This window comes from Pseudomonas sp. Tun-23181, from assembly GCF_057415455.1.
In genome coordinates this window covers 5,034,440-5,049,827 of the sequence record NZ_CM171630.1, presented here as the reverse complement: position 1 = coordinate 5,049,827, position 15,388 = coordinate 5,034,440, and the positions used below count along the sequence as shown (strand labels likewise).

The following is a 15,388-nucleotide window of genomic DNA, read 5'->3' as shown; positions in this document are numbered from 1 at the left end:
GGCTTAACTCTTGGCGACTTGCAGTTCAGTGGCGGGCACGAAGCCCGGGTGGCGAATCGCATTGCGCGAGACGATCTCGGCGCCGCGCAGTGCGTCGCCGTACAGCCGGTGCGCCAGAACCAGCGACGAGACCGTGGTCCGTGGCTGATAGGGACGCAGCCAGACACCGCTACGCGCCACCTCGGTCAGGTGTCGATCCAGGGCCAAGCGGGCATCACTGAGCACGCCGAAGTGCTCCGGCAGGCTATCCCCCGCAATGGCCCACATCGCTTCGCTGATGGCGTCACGGAGCGCCAGAATGTCATCAGCCACTGGCACTCCCGTATCCATGACGCTACCCGCCTCGACGGTTGAACCATCCTGCTCGAGCTGGACGCTCAGCGCAGCCGGCTGATCAACGCTTTGCACGCTGGCCACCGGGACTTCCACCATGTCCAGCAGCAAGTCCACCAGGGCTGCGTCCTGGACCAAGCCGATGACGGCCGCCTGGATCGCCGCGACTTCTGGATCATCAGCAACCGGCGGCTCGGCCGACAGCGCGGAAATGGCCCGTGCCCTGGAGCGTGACGACTGCAGCGAACCACTGGCCCCGTAGCCGCTGAACCAGCGCTCCACGCTGGCTATGTCACTCAGCAGGCTGGCTGCCAAGGCGCCTGGAGCGTTGATGACCGATTGCACCAGGGCGCCGAGGTCACCGGCCAGCGAGGTCAGCGGCTTGAGGAAGTTGATAGCGAAGGCATAGGCGCTGGAAAGGGCCCGGCGCACGGCATTGACCCGCTGCCGGGCCAGGTCCACCTTCGCCATTGCTGCATCAAAGCGCGCCTTGGCCGACTCCAGCAGCGTCGGTACATGGGCCGCCAGTTGCCGCCGGGTGTTCACCCGCTGCACTGGGAACATCAGCATGCCGTCGATGAACGTCAGGTTGAAACGCACCATCCCAAGCTCGTTTCGGGCATGCGCGATGTCGCAATCACCGGCGGTCACCGTCAGGCGACCGAACCAGGGGTGCACCAGCTCGCCCGGGCCGGGCTGGTCCAGCGCGGCCAGCAGGCGGTCGCGCTGGCTGATGAAGTCAGCGCCAATGATGAAGCCGACAAACTTGTACTCACGCGTGCGCCGGCCCATGTCTTCGACCAGAGGCTGGTCCCGCTTGGGGTATTCGTGCAACTGGGTACGCCGGCCAACCGGCACACTGTCGCTGTCCACCCAGAACGGCACGCCGCGAAACGATGCTTCGCGGCGCAGATCGCGCCATTCACTCATTGGTACCTCCCATTGTCCTGCGACCAACCTTCGGCGTCATCGTGACGCCGGGCTGGCTGCTCTTCGTCGACTCCACCCGCAGGCCCGGCGGCGGGTTGTCGAAGGTGAAACGCATCTCGCCCTCTAGCTGGGCCTTGCTGGCCACCGCCGACTGGCGCAGCAAGGCCCCCGGCTCCGGCAACTGCCCCGGCGCCTGCAACAGCGTGCCCGGGTTGATGCCGAACTGCCTCGCGTTGTGCTCTTGCCGGTTCCGCGCCGCCGTGCCGGCCCCGGCCAGCACCAGTTCACCGCTACCGCCACCGGCGCCGGCGTTACGCTGCCGCTGTTCCTCTGCCATGCGCTGCACGCGCCCGGTCAGGCCTTCGCCCTCCTCACCGCCGAACAGCTTGAGGATCGGTTGCAGGTAAGGGCTGACCCGCTCCCACAGGTTCTTGAACCAGCCGACGATGGGCTCCCAGTTCTTGACGATCTGCACCAACGGGTTCCAGGCGAACAGGCTCTTCATGAACTCCATGAAAGGCGTGCTATAGGCCTTGATCAGTTCCCACAGAGCACTGAAGAACGGCCCGACCTTCTCCCAGTTGGCGACGATAAGGCCGGCCGCAGCAGCGATGCCGACGGCGATCAGGCCCACCGGGGTTGCCGCGAAGGCCACACCCAGTACTCGGGTCGCCACCGTCGCGGCAAACACCGCTGCGCGCAGGGCGGTAAAGGCCGCCCCGGCGATGACGATGCCGCGTACTAGGTGCGGGTTGTCGCTGATCATCTGCGCCACGTGGGAGATCCAAGGACGCAGCTGATCGAGCACCGCGTTGATACCTGGCAGCAGGGCATTGCCGATGGCACGGCCCACGCTGTCGACCCCGTTACGCAATAGCTGCAGATTGTTGGCCGTGGTGGCCGCCCGAGCGGCGTATTCCTGTTCCATGGAGCCGGCAAACTTACGGCTATCACTGACCTTGTCCAGGTTGCTGCGCAACAGTTCCAGGTTGGTCAGCAGTGGAGTGATAGCCCCGATGGACTCGGTGCCGAACAGCTCGGCCAACAGCGCCGGCCGCTTCGCCGCATCGACCTGGGCGATACGCTTGAGCAGATCCAGGGTCGTGCCCTGGGCGTCTTTCTGCATGTTTTCGGCGACCGTCTTGGCATCCAGGCGCAGCGACTTGTAGGCCTGCGCCTGGGCCTTGGTGGCCGCTGTGCCCTTGGTCAGGGCCAGCATGAAGTTCTTGATGCCAGTGGCCGCCACATCCTGCTTGACGCCCACACCGGCCATGGTCGCGCCGATAGCCGCAATCTGCGCCGAAGACAGACCGGCGACCTCGCCCAAGGCACCGACCTCGGTCACGATGCCGGAAATCTGCTTGGTGTTGGCCGGGCCCGTGTTGCCCAGGTAGTTGATGCGGTCGGCCAGGCCGACCACTTCATCTTGGCTCATACGGAACGCCGTACGCCACTTGGCCATCATTTCGCCGCTTTCGTCGGCGGTCTGGTCAAAGGCAATACCCATTTTCACTGCAGCCTCGGCAAAGCCCAGCAGCTCATCCTTGGCAATACCCGACTGGCCACCGGCCGCAACGATCTTGGCGATATCCGTCGCCGCCATCGGCAGCCGTTCGGACAGGCGCCCGATGTCGTCGCCCATCTCCTTGAACTGCTGTGGCGTGTCGAAGTCCACCACCTTGCGCACGTCGGCCATCTGCGACTCGAAGTCGATGGCCGCCCGAGCACCGGCAATGAAGGGAGCCGCCATAGCCCCGCCGGTGACAATGTCGCTCCAGCCGATCTTGCCGAGGCCAGTGCTTTCCAGGCTCTTGCGGAAGGTCGCAATGTTCTTGCGTACCCCACGTAGCGTCGGTGACAGCTTATCGACACCGGTGATCAGCGCCTTGAGCTGAAACTTGTCAGCCATCCTCCCCCCTCAGCGTTTCCGCGATGCGCTGGCTGTGCATGGTGGCTTCCAGAATGACGTCCAAAGTCCGACCCATTACCTGCTCGGGATCGGACTTCCAGAACCACGCCAGCTCGTATGCGACTGCAATCAAGCCGTCAACGTCGCTGACGCCGGCGTCAAGAAAAAACCGGCGACAATCCAGGCCAGGTTGTTCAGGTCCGACAGGTCCAACTGATTAACCGAGGAGGACGGGATCGCTGCGCACACGGCGATGTACTTGGCCGCCACATCCATGTCGAGCGTCACCGCTTCGTCCTTGTCCATCTTGTAAGGCAGCGCCTTGATGTTGCGCACCTCCTGAACTGTCGGGCGTCGTACCTCCAGTTCAGCGACCTCTTCGCCGTGCGCCTGGATCGGTACCGACAGCTTGACGACTTCTTTCATTGCCATACCCCCTTGGTGCCTTCCCACTTGAGATCGATGGTGCCGTCGTCGCCCTTGGCGGCGGGCTCATCCACGACGTAACCACCGGACAGCACGTAGGTGCGACCATTGCCAAAGTCGACAGTCACGGTCGCATCAGTCGCGGCCATGATTTGTGCGATCGGCAAGTCGGGATCATCGACTACGGTCACTGCGACATAAGGCACCAGGTCTTCTTCCTTGAAATAGCCTGGCGCGACCGATTCGCGTTTTTTGTCACTGAGCGGCGCCTCGGCCCCGCCAGTCACGGTGAACTGGGTACCGTCTGCCTTGATATAGACGGTACCCGCGACTTTCTTGCCCATGGGCGTCTCCTACAAAAAAGCCCGCACTGGGCGGGCTCTGGTGGATCGATTGGTTACACCGGGTACTGCAGACGGAACTGGTACTGCAGCGCGAACACACGCAGCTGGTTCACCAGGTCCGGCGGGTACAGCACGTCCAGTCGGTTCGGATCAGTGCTCGAGCGCTCCACCACCAGGTACTGGGCGAAGGCATCGGCGTTCTCGACAATGCCCAGCAGCTCCAGCGCCTGATAGCCGGCAATCAGTTCGGCGCGGATGACCTTCGGCGTGACGATGGCCTGGCCGGCGCCGAATCGGGTACCGTCGTTGGCCAGCTTATGACGGCCGTATTTGCTGGTGACTCGCGTCTTAAGGTTGTTGATGACATACGCCGACTGGTGCAGCGTTTCGCTGTCCAGGAAGGAGTTGTCGGGCTGCCCCAAGGCGTTTTCTCGATAGGTCGTGATGCCCCGCTCGATGCGCTGAACGCCACCGGTGGAGTAGGCCGTGGCGATACCATGGCTCAACAACGACTGCCGCTCGGTCAGAATGAAGCGCTCGCCAGCCGGCGCCGGCGTGATACCAGTCAGCTCGCCGGTTTGCGTAGGCCGCGCCGGGTCCGCCGAAATGAACACAGCGGTGCGCGCCGCATAAGCAGCAGCTTGACGCCACACCGGATCCGGGCAGGCCCTCTCGAAGCCATACACCGTGACGTGCGGATCGTTGCGCGAATCGCCCAACGCCACCAGCTCACCCAGGGTGCCGCGCTTGGCCGAGTACACATGACCGTACAACTGCCGCGCCCAGCTCCAGCGACCGCTGCTGTCATCCATGAAGGCTTGCCAGGCATCCAGCGATGCGGCATCGGCCCAAGGCGCACAGATGAACTCGAACGGCTCATCGCCCAGCGCCGCCAGGGCTTGCGCCACGTCTGGCGTACCCACCCCACCGGCCATCGGCGTGACAGTCACCGTCAGCCCGGCCGGGGTGAATTCGCCACCATTGCGCCCCTGGCGGTTCAGCTCCAGCTGGATGTCGTTGCCGCTCAGGCCCGACCAGCGACAGGTCAGCGTGACCTCTCCAGCCTCTGTGATCGCCGCCACAGACAAGCCGGCGGCATTGACGGCCGCCGTCAGGGCGGTCGCCGCTTCGGCTGCCGTGGCGCCGCTGGCCACCGTGGCGCGCACGCGTTGGCCGGCCACGTACAGGTTGAGCTGCCCGCCTGCCGTCGCCGCGCCGGCGATGGTCAGCTTGCCGCTGGCCTGGGTCCCGGTAGCCTTGATCGGCAGACACCAGACCTCGCCCATCGGATCGCTGCGCCGCCAAGTGTCGTACATCTCGGCGAGCATCGAGCCCACGCCGCCGATGCTCTTAGCCAAGCTCAGGCTCGACACCAGGGTCAGCTTGCCGATTTCATCGGCCTCGGCATCATCGTTGACCTGGCCAACGATCAGGCGCTGCAAGCTGCCGGCGGCGCTGTTGGCCTGGCTGTTGTCGACCTCGGCATAGAACAGCGGCACCCTGATGTCGCTGGGGATGCTATTGAAACTGAAGGCCATTACTCAGCGCTCCCAGTGTCAGTGGTTTTCGTTTTCGCCTTGACCTTGCTTGGCTCGGCGGGTTTCCGGTCGGTCACGTCGCCGTCACGCAGGCGGCGCAACCAGTACGCGTCTCGGGGCACAGCACGCCCGTCGGGGCCCAGCGTGCCGCCTAGCTCCGGGTCGGGCACGGTGCGGCCCTCGACCGGGTAAACGGTGATTCGAGTCATGGGGGATCACTCTTGCGAAAGTTCGGTGGAAAAATGCACTTCTACCCGGCCATCCGGGCCAGGCGCTGTGTGGTTGGGGTCTTTCGGGTCCAGGCTGTCAAAGTTGAAGTCGATGCCCCGTAGCGGCGGCAGGCCGTCCAACTTGTACTCTTGCCAGGTTTCGGCGGGGTCACCCGCCCTGCTGCGGCCGATCTGGCTTTCCGCTTCGAAGCCATAGCGGTACACCACTTTCGCCCGGTCGATCACCATCAAGCTGCCGCCAACATAGGTGATCGGTTCGTGATCATCCGACTCCAGGCCGACCAGGGCCCGGAACAGCTCAGCACGCAGGTCATGCAGCACGTCCACCGCCTGCTGCCCACGTTCATCGCGGGTCTGCAGGACCAACACCACGTCGAACTGGTCGACAAGCGTCTGCCGCGCTTTGTTCTGAGCGAGGTTTTCACCCGCTTCGTCGCCGGTACAGATCACATAGCACGCCGGCGTGACCATCTTGGCCGATGCCATCACGGCATCCATGTCGATGCCGCCGGCAACCCGACCGCCCAGCGAAGGGCAGTGGCGTTTCAAGTGTTCAATCAAGGGGGACAATCGCATAGCTCAACCTCCCAGTGCCCGAGCGAAGGCCGCCTTCAGGATCCGCTGCACATCCGCCCGGCTGTCCTCGAGCGCATCGGCCATGTAGTTGGCTCGCGGCGTGATCCGCCACCCGCCAGAGGCACGCAGGGCAATCAGCTTTGCCCGGGCGCCGCGCCGGCGACGCTTCCCCGGACCAAGGCCGCGGACCCGGGCACCTCGCTTCACCCCGTAGTTCAGATAGGCGGGGTAGTACTCCTTCATTCCACTGGTCTTCTGCGGCGCGATACGCACCAAGAATCCCGACCGGGATAGCTTGACCCGAATGGAATGCACCAGTTCTCCCGTACGGTTTACCGGGTAGTCGCTCGCTCCCCGGGACAGCGCAATCGCTAACTGCGCACGGGCTGCCACCAGGCGGCCCGCCTTGCGCATACCCGCACGCACCTTGCGCTTGTCGAAGAAGTCCTTGGGCAGGTCATCGAAGCCATCAATATGCAGGTACGGCTGCACGCTCAAGCTAGTAGCCATAGATCCCTCCACCCTGCTCAGCGGCCAGGCCCAGTTCCTCGACCTCCAGCACCAGAAATCGGCGGTTACTCAGATCACTGGACCGGCGCACACGATAGACAATCTCGTTGCCCCGGTACTTCGCGACCACTTCGTGGGACTCGGTGATGCCCGGACGGAAACGCAGCGTTACACGGTGCGTGACCACTGCACCGGACTGCACAGAGCCACTGTAAACAGCACTGCCGACAGGCTGGATCTTGGCCCAGCAGTCGAATTCACCTTCGTATTCGGAATCGAGACCAACACCGTCGCCCTGGGGGAGGTCGCGCCGAAGCCGCAGCCGAACGCGGCGGTTTAGCTCCCCCGAGGCAGGCTCTTTAAGGATCATGGCTAGAACCTCGGCGGAACGGTGATGTCCGCCAGCAGATGATCGAGGTAGGTGCCAGGAAGCGGTGACAAGGACTGCCCCACCACCATGACACCCCGATGGGTGAAAGCCGTTTCAGCGGCCATCAGCAACCAGCTGAGTACACCCGGGTGCGCCTCCAGGTCCGTACCGGCGCGGTAACGGATCCGCAAACGCCCCTCGGGACGGCCTGCCGGGAACTCCAGGTAACTCTCCTTGCCCCCCAGGTGAAGCACCACTTGCCCTTCGTAGGGCGTCACCTGCCCGGCGTCTCCCAGCACCACCACGGACTCGACGGCAACCACCTGGCCAACGTCCAGCGAATGGCCCGACGGATACGCCGCCGGCCAGTCCTCCTCGTAGATCGCTTCACGAATCGCCGCCCCCGTCCTCGATTCGCCCTGGGCGGTCACCCCAGGGATGATGATCTGGTCGATCAGCTCAGGCTGCAGGTCTTCTGGTTCAGCCCGGCATTGAAAGGCCACCTGCTCCAACGTCAGCACGGGCGCCCCCGTGTAGGCGATGCGGCGAGCCATCAGGGTTTTTCTTCGTCGTCATTCGGATCGGTGTTGTTCGGACCCGAATCCGGTGGCGGCTCCGTCGATGGGCCGGACTGGGCGGGCCCTTTCGCCGCCGGGGCCGCCTTGCCCTTACCACCACCGGACTTGCCAGCTTTCTTGCCTTCGTACAGCTCAGCGCGACCACCATCGATCAACGACTGCGCCACGTCTTCCTCGAAACCCGCCACTTCGCCCTTGCCATAGCCACGCCAAGAGCCAGTGAACACAACAATTACCTTTGCCATAACGTCCATCCAGTTGAGCGGCCCCAGACCATCCGGGGCCGGGGATTACATGCCTGCGCCCCACTTCACGGCGACCGCTACCACGATGCTTTCGACGTGACGCGGGCCGAAGTCATGCTTCGCGATCACGCGCAGCAGGGTCTGGTCACGCTGGAAGGCACTGATCACCTCGCCCTGAGCATCCTTGTAGGAAGCCTCGTTGCTGAAGCTCAGGGTGAGGTCCATGTCTTCACCGACCATGCAGTCGGCGAAGTTGACGAAGTAGATCTCGGTTTCGTCGCCATCGACGCCGAGGTTCACCGGGATCTGGTTACTGAGGCCCACCGGGTAGCCCTTGAGCATGCCCTGATCGATTTCGGGGTACGCCTTATTGCCATTGCCATCACGCAGCGCCTGCAACCAACGCAACACACGTGGCGCCATCAGCCAGCCGCACGACTTCATCATCACGTTCGCCGTTTCCAGGCGCAGCATCATGCCGCCCAGGAACAGGTCGATCTTTTCCAGCGTCAGGCCATCGACCACAGGCGCCGTCAGGACGTTGAAAGGCAGCGCCCAGTGCCGCATACCTTTGGGCAGCGAGCCAGAGCCATCAGCCCGGATGAAGTGCAGATCTTCCGACAGGCCCATGCTCACAGTCAGGTCATTGAGCACCAGACCATCGACGCGTGGGTTCACCCCGCTCATGGCCAACAGGTCGTTGGAAATCGGCACGATGGCGGCAGCCTTTTTCGCCGACAGCTTGGTGTCAGCGAAGGTCATGCCGGTGATCGAGATATCGGTATCGCTACCGATGTACGTCACCACGGTGTTGCCAGTGATACGCGGCTGGGTCAGGCTGCCGTTGTTCAGCGGCAGGCTGGTGACGCCCATCTTGCGGACGATGGACACTGGGCGAAGCGACTCGATGACTTCGGTCGCGAAGTTTTGCGGCACCAGCACACCGCCTGCACCCGGGGTTACGACGCTCAACGCCATGTGGACATCAGCGGGGAAACCGCCGTCCTTCGCCATCTGAGCGGCCGTCTGCTGGTTCCCCTGGGCAGAAGCCAGCAACCGCGCCATCTGCGCCATGCCGGTACCAGGCTTGGCTTTTTCGCTGAACGGGCCGGAAATGCGGCCTTGTGGTGGGCTGGTCGCACCCTGAGCCGACTCGTTGACCGGTACCGCGCTGGCAGCAGCCAACTGCTCGGCCGATTCTGCTCGCTTGATCTTGGCCGTCAGGTCGTTGATCTGCGTTTCCAGGCTGGTGAACTGCTGCAGTTGCTCGACACTCAAGCTACCGCCTTCAGCCTCGATCTTGGCCAGGGCCTGTACCTGGGCGACCAGGCCGGCGCGCTCGTTACGCATTTGAAGTACAAGGGACATGCTGCCTCCTGGGCATAAAAAAACCCGCACTGGGCGGGTCGAGATTCAGTTGATGCGGCTGGGTCAGGCGAACGCCTGCATCGCTAACGCTGCTGCCCGCACGCTGATGCGGCTCGACTGGCGTGTTGCGCGGTTCTGCGCAACGGCCCGCGACAGCTCGTCAACGGTGTGTTGGGGGTTCTGCAGGCGGTCAGCCAGCCCTGCGTTGATTGCCATCTGACCGCGATACAGCGCGGCCTCGGTGGCGATTACTTTGGCGACCGGCAGTCCGCGATACTCGGCAACAGCATTGACGAACATCTGGTAGCTCTCCTGCACCAGTTCATTGAGGAAGGCCAACGACTGCTCGGTGATAGGCTCATGCGGCGAGAGGTCGTTCTTGTGCGCCCCGGCATACACCGTGGTCACCTTCACGCCCATCCCCTCCTCCATCTTCGAGCGGTCCATGTGGCTGGCAATCACGCCGATGGAGCCAACACCGCTAGTGCGACTCACCACCAGTTCGCTACACGCCGAACCGATCAGGTAGCCACCGCTGTACGCCATGAAGTTGACCAGGCCGGTGATGGGCTTCTGCGCGGTCATCGCCCGGATGTCCTCGGCCAGCTCGAAAGCCCCCACGGCAGAACCGCCTGGGCTGTCGATATCCAGCACGATGTGCTCGACCAGCGGATCAGCCACAGCGCGCTGCAGCTGGGAGCGCAGCCCTTCGTAACTGGTCATGGTCTCGCAGGCGTTGAGGTGACTCCCGCGACTGACCAACAAGCCACTGACCGGGACAACCTCGATCCCGGTCTGGGCAATCGCGTTGCGACGCTGCTCGTCCGCGAACGCCACGCGGTCGACGGGATCGTCATCCTTCCAGAGCTGGGCCGAGCTGCCGCCGAGGTTGATGATGTTGAGGCTCATGGTCTGGTTGGCCCAGCGCACGCCCAGGTCGAGCATGTCCGGTGTCACCAGCAGGGGTTGATTGAACAGCAGGCTGGATGCCCGCAGATGACGCTTACTCATTGGGCAAGGATCCTCCCGATCTCGGCGTGCTGCAGCTCCAACTGGGCGCGCACGGTGGGGTTGTTCAGGTCGGGCTGTCTGCCCGCGTCGACCATGTTGAGCGGCTGTAGGTAGATATCACCCCCCTGCACGGGCGGCATGTTCTCCAGGCGCCGGATGTCGTTCACGCTCAGCCAGCCCCACTGGCGACCGATGGCGTAGGCCTCATAGCGACTCTTCTGGTCGCCACGCAGCAGGCCGGACAGGTTGAACTCGATGAAGTAATCCCGCCGATCCTTCGCCAGCAGGAAGTCGCGCATCATCGCCTGCTCATGGCGCTTCACCCAGGGCAGCAAGGCGAACACCACAAACTGGATCATCAACTGCTCAAGGGTGTTGTAGTTCGACTTCTCAAGGTCGTTCACCATGGGCAGTGGGATCTTGTAGATCCGCGCAATGTCCAGGCCGGTCAGCTTCATGATGCCAACGATCTCAGCATCGACGTTGGTCATCGACACCGGCCTGAAGGTCATGCCCTCCTGCAGCAGGGCGACTTTCTTGGCATTGTCCATTCCGCCGAACTTCTGCCCCCATTGGTCGACGATCTTGTCGATGGCCCCCTGGTCCTTGATCGCCGGAGCCTCGCGGGGGCGCTCGATCACACCGGACACGGACACGCCGTTGGCGAAGCTCTTGCCGGTGTACTGGCGGACCGCCTGGGTCAGTCCAATCGCGTCGGCGTGCAACTCAATAGGCGACAGCCCAACGTAGGGATTGGTACCGAACCAGCGAACGTGGTGCACCATCCGCATCGGCACTGCCTCGGCGGTGCCGATTCTGTAGTACGGCAGCAGGTCAGCCCCCTTGAGTACCTGCACCTGGTCGTTTTTGAGAGACCAGAGGGCCGTAACATTGCCGTCTTCCCGACGCTCGATGAAGCTGAAGGAATTACCCCGCAGGCCCGCCGCGCCCTGGTGCCGTTCCATGTATTCGCAGGGCGTCTGGAACGGATTGGGCTGATAGCGCAGCACGTCGTACAACGGGTGATTGATCGCCGACTCCCGCTGCCCTTTCTCCTTGCGCTGATACAGCTCCAGCGGCAGTTGCGCTACCGTCTCGGCCAGCAAGGTCACGCAGTTCTGCAGGATGGGCAAGGCAAGCGCGGTTTCTGGCGTTACCGCTACGCCCGCAGAACTTCGACCGCGCCCCAGATGACCACGCCAGAAACCGCCGTCCGGGTTGGTCAATGTGCCCGCGCCCGAGGCGCGCAAGCTGGAAAAGAACATGGTCAGCCCCCTTCCCTAGCCACTTGGCGCTTCGCCAGACTCGTTGCTGCCAGATTCGCCGCCGCCTGATCGGCCAGCTTGGCCCAGACCAACAGCCCCACCCCCGCGACGATGAATGCGGCAGGTCGATGCACCATCCAGACACCCGCGACCAGCAGCGCGAAGCCCAGCAGGCCCGCCACCCAGGACGCAATTACCAACTTCATATACCTACCCCTTCGTCGTAAACCGACGTGCCTGATGCCTCGGAAATGTCACTGCTGATGCCCACCGCCATCACGGCGGCGACGATGCCGTCGATACGGCCCGTGGCCTTGGATTTGTCGACCTTCCGGTTGTTGGCGGGGTCGAACACGATCACCGCGTTGCCCGCGTTCCAGGTCATCACGGGGCTGTCATCGTGCAGCAGGGTCTCGACCACCTCGGTGGCCGTGTCGACTTCAGCCACGACCTCATAGTCGGCCGGGTCCAGCTCAATGACGTCGGCCGGCTCGACCTTGCGGCCCAGCAGGCGCCGCTCGAACTCATCCACAGCCGGCCCCATGTCCTTGAAGCCCTGGCCGAAGGGTTTGAGCTCGGGCAACGTGATGCCGTTGTCGTTCATCAACTGCAACAGATCCTCGATCCGCCAGCGGTCGTAGGCTATCCGTCGCACGTCGAAGTAATCACAGATGGTCTGCAGGCGCCGGAGCACATGCAGCTTGCTGATCGCCCGTCCTGGTGTGGTCTCCAGATGGCGCTCCTTGACCCATTGCAGGTACGGCACGCGGTCGCGCTTTTCCCGGCCCGACAGGTCATCGTCAGGGATCCAGAAGTACGACAGCGAGCGCCAGTGCGGGTCGGATGGTATCGGACTGAACATCAGCACGAACGCGGTCAGGTCCGTGGTACTGGAAAGGTCGAGTCCACCAACGCATGGTCGGTTGCGCAGAACGCGCATCGGTACCCGTTCGGCAGCACCGCGCCAGATCTCCCAGGACAACCAAGGCGATGTCGCCTGGGTCCACTCGCAGAAGTTCAGGCGCCTGACCACAGCCTCTTTCGCCGGCAGCCCTCTGGCCTCGGCCACCTGCTCCCGCAGGTATTTGCGGCCCGGGATGCCATCGGTCTGGCCCTCCAGGATGAAGTCCAGCGAGGGGTTCACCTTCGGCCAGCACGACTCATCCTTGAACGGGTCATCACCCTTGTCCAGCGAACAGATGAAGGCGAAGAACGCATCGTTCTCCTCCTTGCCCTCGCAGATCCGCACGCCCAGGTCGTGATACTGACCACACACCGAGCCCTTGTCGGAGCCGCTGTTGGTGATCATCACGATCAATGCACGGCGCCGGAACTTGGTACCAGCCCGCATCATGTTCACCGCGCTGGCCGTCTTGTGCTCGTGCAGCTCATCGATCAGCGCCACATGGGGCCGAGGGCCGGACTGGCCTTCGTCGGAGCTGATCGGACGGAAGAAGCTGTTGGTCTTGGGATAGAACAGGTTCCAGACCTTCTCATCGCGTCCCGACTGCACCAGGCGCGCAGCGAGATGTGGCGCCATGTTCACCATCGCGACCGCGTCACGGAACAAGATCTGTGCCTGGTCCTTCTTCGTGGCGGCGGCGTACACCTCCGCCCGCTGCTCGTCATCGGCGACAAGGCCATACAGGCCGATCCCAGCGACCAAAGGCGACTTACCCGAGCCCTTGGCGGTTTCGATATACGCCTGGCGAAACCGGCGATACCCATCATCGGTGTACCAGCCAAACAGGCTGCCGACGATGAACGCCTGCCACGGCGCAAGGCGGAACGGCAACCCCTCGAAGTCGCCGCCGTTCAAACGCAGCACATCCTCGAAAAAACCAATGGCACGCTGGGCCGCGTCGGCGTTCCAGATCAGCCCACGCTCATGCCCCTTTTCCAGATCCAGCAGATGGCGCCGCGCAGCGTTGCGAACAGCTGGCCCGGCGATGATTGAGCCGGCCAGCACCCTGTCAGCGAAGCCCTTTACCCGGCAGTCAGCTGAAATACTTTGCGGCAGCGTCTTGTCCTGCATTGGGGAACAACTCTCCTTGCCCAGCCGGGGCGGCGGCTCTCATGTTCCGGCGCGCCAGGGGAGACAACCCGAACTGTGCACCGGCAGCGTTGGCACGCTTCTCGGCGTCGTTGGCCAGCTGCCGCAGCACGTGGGTCTGCTGGGCGCCGGTCTTGAAGGTCTGAACCTCGCCGCCCAGGCCGTCCTGCGACCCAGCATTGCGCTCAGCGATCAACCGCTGGAAGCGCAGCCAGTCGCCGTAGGCCTGGCAGTATGTGGCGAGCGCCATCTGGTCGAGCCGCGAAACCCACCCCAGCGCCAACAGCGCCTCGGTGATCCGGGTCCACTCGGCGGCTGCGTCGCCGGTGAGGAAATCCGGCATGGGCGGTACACCCACCGGTACCGCAGGATCTTTGATTTCGTTCATCAGCTGCGCGGGCGAGAGCTTGCTGCGATTGCCGTTGAGCAGGTGCACCGATGCGGGCAGAGATGGTCGCCCGGAGTTACCGTTTCCAGCCATGGAAACCTCCTATTCGCATACCCCCCCCTCCCCATTTTTCCCGGTTTTGCACAGAGAGGGGGGCATGCGGTCAACGAGTGAGTCGGGAAAAAGTTTTTAACCCCCCCTACCCTTCGGGCAGCAGGTGCAGTGGCAGGCAGGGGCGGCCGGGTCGGGCTCAGGCCCGGCGGGCGGTACCCAGCCTTGGCGCTTGGCGATCCTGGGCGGAAGAAAAGCCAGCTTCCCGCCCTGCCAGCGATCCGGGTGAACCGCCAAGTACCCGCTTTGCAGCAACGGTTCAAGCAGCTTCATCGCCTGCCGAACCTCTTCCGTGTAGCCCTTTATGTCATCCGGGCCAAATGGCCGGCCGGGGGTAAGTGCAGGCCCGATGATTAGCATGGCGATCTCCTATTCCAGTGATGATTCGGATCGAGCGGCAGGCCGGAGGCATCGCAGCCCGCAATCCGCCCGCTGCGCTCCAGGCGCTGCTTCACCGAGTCGTGGCACAACTTGCACAGCGGCTGCCAGTTGTCCTGGTCCCAGAACAACTTCCAGGCAACACGCAGCTTCTCGGGATCGCCGCTTTCCTTCGACTCTTGCAGGCGGGGCGCAATCTTGTGGTCCACGACCGTGGATGCAACGGGACGGCGGTCGGTCGAGCACATGACGCAGAACGGGTTGTTCGCCAGGAAGACTTCGCGAGCCAGACGCCAGCGGTGACCATAGCCACGGGAAGCGCTGTTGCCCCGCCGGCCGTTAACCTTCACGGCTAGCAGGCGGCACGTCGCAAACACCCAGGCGCTTCGCGGCCCAGCGCTCATACAACCCGATGGCCACGTCGGCGCCGGCCATCGCGGTCAGGCAACCGAATGCCGCCGAGGCCCAGATCGAAGCGCCGGCGGAGTACAGCAGCATGATGGTTGCCATCCCGCAAACCACGCAGGCCCCCGAACGCAGGGCGATGCGCCGAACCAGCGCCCAGCCTCGAACACCCGCCTTGTCCGCCCGCCACATCTCACCGGATACCCCGCCGACCAGGGCGAGGGTGATCACCAGCCAGACTGGCATCTCGGCAAGCGCTTGTTGTTCGTTCGTCATCCCGTTCCCCAAATGCAAAAAACCCGGCGCGGCGGCCGGGTTTGCTGTGTGTGGCGGGCTGCTTTGTGCGCCCGCACGTCTCGAAGATGGGTACTTTGTACAGGTCGAGTTTCCTGGCAGCAAGCGAGTTTTAATGCCATCCAC

At 63.6% G+C, this 15,388-nt stretch carries 19 protein-coding genes; all 19 read right to left on the bottom strand.

Going from position 1 to position 15,388, the window contains the following annotated elements:
- Positions 1 to 3: 3 nt before the first annotated feature.
- Positions 4 to 1,263 (bottom strand): DNA circularization protein, encoded by a 1,260-nt coding sequence (locus ACDI39_RS23860; RefSeq protein ID WP_486537118.1) that lies wholly within the window; start codon positions 1,261 to 1,263, stop codon positions 4 to 6.
- On the bottom strand, positions 1,256 to 3,172 hold the full coding sequence (locus ACDI39_RS23855) for a phage tail tape measure protein (protein ID WP_486537117.1): 1,917 nt from the start codon (positions 3,170 to 3,172) through the stop codon (positions 1,256 to 1,258). The genes ACDI39_RS23860 and ACDI39_RS23855 overlap by 8 nt, the downstream gene beginning before the upstream one ends.
- Positions 3,173 to 3,301: 129 nt before the next feature.
- Positions 3,302 to 3,598: a phage tail assembly protein gene (locus ACDI39_RS23850; protein WP_253090931.1), complete on the bottom strand. Its 297-nt coding sequence runs from the start codon at positions 3,596 to 3,598 to the stop codon at positions 3,302 to 3,304.
- Entirely contained in the window at positions 3,595 to 3,942 is a 348-nt protein-coding gene (locus ACDI39_RS23845; protein ID WP_253090930.1) for a phage tail tube protein, read from the bottom strand. Before ACDI39_RS23845 ends, ACDI39_RS23850 begins: the two co-directional genes overlap by 4 nt.
- A gap of 53 nt (positions 3,943 to 3,995) precedes the next feature.
- Positions 3,996 to 5,480, bottom strand: coding sequence for a phage tail sheath subtilisin-like domain-containing protein (locus tag ACDI39_RS23840; protein ID WP_486537116.1), 1,485 nt, complete (start codon positions 5,478 to 5,480; stop codon positions 3,996 to 3,998).
- The gene (locus ACDI39_RS23835) at positions 5,480 to 5,689 is read right to left on the bottom strand and encodes a DUF2635 domain-containing protein (RefSeq protein ID WP_410045734.1); all 210 of its coding nucleotides are present in this window, start codon (positions 5,687 to 5,689) and stop codon (positions 5,480 to 5,482) included. The genes ACDI39_RS23840 and ACDI39_RS23835 overlap by 1 nt, the downstream gene beginning before the upstream one ends.
- A 6-nt stretch (positions 5,690 to 5,695) precedes the next feature.
- Positions 5,696 to 6,286 carry a phage tail terminator protein gene (locus ACDI39_RS23830; RefSeq protein WP_410045735.1) on the bottom strand — a complete coding sequence of 197 codons (591 nt, stop codon included), beginning with the start codon at positions 6,284 to 6,286 and terminating at the stop codon, positions 5,696 to 5,698.
- Positions 6,287 to 6,289: 3 nt separating this feature from the next.
- The gene (locus ACDI39_RS23825; protein WP_253090926.1) at positions 6,290 to 6,796 is read right to left on the bottom strand and encodes a hypothetical protein; all 507 of its coding nucleotides are present in this window, start codon (positions 6,794 to 6,796) and stop codon (positions 6,290 to 6,292) included.
- Positions 6,786 to 7,166, bottom strand: a complete 381-nt coding sequence (locus ACDI39_RS23820; protein ID WP_410045737.1) for a head-tail adaptor protein — start codon at positions 7,164 to 7,166, stop codon at positions 6,786 to 6,788. Before ACDI39_RS23820 ends, ACDI39_RS23825 begins: the two co-directional genes overlap by 11 nt.
- Positions 7,167 to 7,168: 2 nt before the next feature.
- Entirely contained in the window at positions 7,169 to 7,687 is a 519-nt protein-coding gene (locus tag ACDI39_RS23815; RefSeq protein WP_486537115.1) for a hypothetical protein, read from the bottom strand.
- A gap of 32 nt (positions 7,688 to 7,719) precedes the next feature.
- Positions 7,720 to 7,989 carry a hypothetical protein gene (locus ACDI39_RS23810; RefSeq protein ID WP_486537114.1) on the bottom strand — a complete coding sequence of 90 codons (270 nt, stop codon included), beginning with the start codon at positions 7,987 to 7,989 and terminating at the stop codon, positions 7,720 to 7,722.
- A 45-nt stretch (positions 7,990 to 8,034) separates the two neighbouring features.
- Entirely contained in the window at positions 8,035 to 9,357 is a 1,323-nt protein-coding gene (locus tag ACDI39_RS23805; RefSeq protein WP_486537113.1) for a phage major capsid protein, read from the bottom strand.
- Positions 9,358 to 9,420: 63 nt separating this feature from the next.
- Positions 9,421 to 10,368, bottom strand: coding sequence for a S49 family peptidase (locus tag ACDI39_RS23800; RefSeq protein WP_253090921.1), 948 nt, complete (start codon positions 10,366 to 10,368; stop codon positions 9,421 to 9,423).
- On the bottom strand, positions 10,365 to 11,633 hold the full coding sequence (locus tag ACDI39_RS23795) for a phage portal protein (RefSeq protein WP_486537112.1): 1,269 nt from the start codon (positions 11,631 to 11,633) through the stop codon (positions 10,365 to 10,367). The genes ACDI39_RS23800 and ACDI39_RS23795 overlap by 4 nt, the downstream gene beginning before the upstream one ends.
- Positions 11,634 to 11,635: 2 nt before the next feature.
- Positions 11,636 to 11,839, bottom strand: a complete 204-nt coding sequence (locus tag ACDI39_RS23790; RefSeq protein ID WP_486537111.1) for a hypothetical protein — start codon at positions 11,837 to 11,839, stop codon at positions 11,636 to 11,638.
- Positions 11,836 to 13,668, bottom strand: coding sequence for a terminase large subunit (locus ACDI39_RS23785; RefSeq protein WP_486537110.1), 1,833 nt, complete (start codon positions 13,666 to 13,668; stop codon positions 11,836 to 11,838). Before ACDI39_RS23785 ends, ACDI39_RS23790 begins: the two co-directional genes overlap by 4 nt.
- Complete coding sequence (locus ACDI39_RS23780) at positions 13,631 to 14,167, bottom strand: phage terminase small subunit P27 family (protein ID WP_410045745.1); 537 nt, start codon at positions 14,165 to 14,167, stop codon at positions 13,631 to 13,633. The genes ACDI39_RS23785 and ACDI39_RS23780 overlap by 38 nt, the downstream gene beginning before the upstream one ends.
- A 371-nt stretch (positions 14,168 to 14,538) precedes the next feature.
- The gene (locus ACDI39_RS23775) at positions 14,539 to 14,913 is read right to left on the bottom strand and encodes an HNH endonuclease signature motif containing protein (protein WP_486537109.1); all 375 of its coding nucleotides are present in this window, start codon (positions 14,911 to 14,913) and stop codon (positions 14,539 to 14,541) included.
- Positions 14,903 to 15,244 carry a phage holin family protein gene (locus tag ACDI39_RS23770; protein ID WP_486537108.1) on the bottom strand — a complete coding sequence of 114 codons (342 nt, stop codon included), beginning with the start codon at positions 15,242 to 15,244 and terminating at the stop codon, positions 14,903 to 14,905. Before ACDI39_RS23770 ends, ACDI39_RS23775 begins: the two co-directional genes overlap by 11 nt.
- Positions 15,245 to 15,388: the final 144 nt, after the last annotated feature.

Bases quoted from the DNA above. Each gene is read 5' to 3' on its own strand.
- ACDI39_RS23860 (WP_486537118.1), bottom strand. From the start codon at position 1,263: ATGAGTGAATGGCGCGATCTGCGCCGCGAAGCATCGTTTCGCGGCGTG.
- ACDI39_RS23855 (WP_486537117.1), bottom strand. From the start codon at position 3,172: ATGGCTGACAAGTTTCAGCTCAAGGCGCTGATCACCGGTGTCGATAAG.
- ACDI39_RS23850 (WP_253090931.1), bottom strand. From the start codon at position 3,598: ATGAAAGAAGTCGTCAAGCTGTCGGTACCGATCCAGGCGCACGGCGAA.
- ACDI39_RS23845 (WP_253090930.1), bottom strand. From the start codon at position 3,942: ATGGGCAAGAAAGTCGCGGGTACCGTCTATATCAAGGCAGACGGTACC.
- ACDI39_RS23840 (WP_486537116.1), bottom strand. From the start codon at position 5,480: ATGGCCTTCAGTTTCAATAGCATCCCCAGCGACATCAGGGTGCCGCTG.
- ACDI39_RS23835 (WP_410045734.1), bottom strand. From the start codon at position 5,689: ATGACTCGAATCACCGTTTACCCGGTCGAGGGCCGCACCGTGCCCGAC.
- ACDI39_RS23830 (WP_410045735.1), bottom strand. From the start codon at position 6,286: ATGCGATTGTCCCCCTTGATTGAACACTTGAAACGCCACTGCCCTTCG.
- ACDI39_RS23825 (WP_253090926.1), bottom strand. From the start codon at position 6,796: ATGGCTACTAGCTTGAGCGTGCAGCCGTACCTGCATATTGATGGCTTC.
- ACDI39_RS23820 (WP_410045737.1), bottom strand. From the start codon at position 7,166: ATGATCCTTAAAGAGCCTGCCTCGGGGGAGCTAAACCGCCGCGTTCGG.
- ACDI39_RS23810 (WP_486537114.1), bottom strand. From the start codon at position 7,989: ATGGCAAAGGTAATTGTTGTGTTCACTGGCTCTTGGCGTGGCTATGGC.
- ACDI39_RS23805 (WP_486537113.1), bottom strand. From the start codon at position 9,357: ATGTCCCTTGTACTTCAAATGCGTAACGAGCGCGCCGGCCTGGTCGCC.
- ACDI39_RS23800 (WP_253090921.1), bottom strand. From the start codon at position 10,368: ATGAGTAAGCGTCATCTGCGGGCATCCAGCCTGCTGTTCAATCAACCC.
- ACDI39_RS23795 (WP_486537112.1), bottom strand. From the start codon at position 11,633: ATGTTCTTTTCCAGCTTGCGCGCCTCGGGCGCGGGCACATTGACCAAC.
- ACDI39_RS23790 (WP_486537111.1), bottom strand. From the start codon at position 11,839: ATGAAGTTGGTAATTGCGTCCTGGGTGGCGGGCCTGCTGGGCTTCGCG.
- ACDI39_RS23785 (WP_486537110.1), bottom strand. From the start codon at position 13,668: ATGCAGGACAAGACGCTGCCGCAAAGTATTTCAGCTGACTGCCGGGTA.
- ACDI39_RS23780 (WP_410045745.1), bottom strand. From the start codon at position 14,167: ATGGCTGGAAACGGTAACTCCGGGCGACCATCTCTGCCCGCATCGGTG.
- ACDI39_RS23770 (WP_486537108.1), bottom strand. From the start codon at position 15,244: ATGACGAACGAACAACAAGCGCTTGCCGAGATGCCAGTCTGGCTGGTG.